The 607-nt window shown below is 73.0% G+C and carries 1 protein-coding gene and 2 pseudogenes; all 3 read right to left on the reverse strand.

All coding sequences use genetic code 11. The annotated features are described in order from the left end of the window. Positions 1–44: 44 nt before the first annotated feature. A pseudogene (locus K4G64_RS40930) lies at positions 45–125 on the reverse strand (phage holin family protein); the annotation flags it as partial. Between the two features lie 37 nt (positions 126–162). After that, on the reverse strand, positions 163–528 hold the full coding sequence (locus tag K4G64_RS39605; RefSeq protein ID WP_221760663.1) for a DUF3618 domain-containing protein: 366 nt from the start codon (positions 526–528) through the stop codon (positions 163–165). Then, positions 525–607, reverse strand: a pseudogene (locus K4G64_RS40935) (phage holin family protein); the annotation flags it as partial. The gene K4G64_RS39605 and the pseudogene K4G64_RS40935, both read right to left, overlap by 4 nt.

Below are 607 nucleotides of genomic sequence, written 5' to 3' on the forward strand. Positions count from 1 at the left end.
CCGCCGCAGCTCATCGGGCCCCTTCGCCCCACCCGTCGCTTCCGTCATCGGTGCGCCCTCTCCTTGATCTCCTCCACGTCCGCCCTGACACTCCCGAGAGCCTGCTCAGGCGTAGGCGGCGCGGCCCCGACCCACCCCCACGCGAAGGCGAAGTGCCCGGCGTCAGCGATGCCCGTGCGCGTGCCTCCACCGCAACACCCCGACAGCCACCACGGCACCCGCCGCCCCCGCCACGAGCACCGGCTTGGGATGCCGCATCCCGGCCTGGACAACCGTCCGCACCGGCCGCGGCCCCGTATGCGTCGCCCTGTCGTGCATGGAGTGCCCCGCCTGGGCAGCCGTGCTCCGCAACTGCACCGACATCGCCCCGGCCTTGTCCCGCAGGTCAGCCGCCCGCGCCAGCGCACGCCCCTTCACGTCCGCCTTCCCCGCCAACTCCTCCACCGTGTTGCCCAGTTCACTACGGGTCCGCTCGATCTGCCGCCGCAGCTCATCGGGCCCCTTCGCCCCACCCGTCGCTTCCGTCATCGGTGCGCCCTCTCCTTGATCTCCTCCACGTCCGCCCTGACACTCCCGAGAGCCTGCTCAGGCGTAGGCGGCGCGGCCC

The organism is Streptomyces sp. WAC04114, from assembly GCF_019733245.1.
GTDB lineage: Bacteria > Actinomycetota > Actinomycetes > Streptomycetales > Streptomycetaceae > Streptomyces > Streptomyces massasporeus_A.

What these genes read in the sequence shown, in the direction of transcription:
- K4G64_RS39605 (WP_221760663.1), bottom strand. Translation starts at nt 528, where the DNA reads ATGACGGAAGCGACGGGTGGGGCGAAGGGGCCCGATGAGCTGCGGCGG.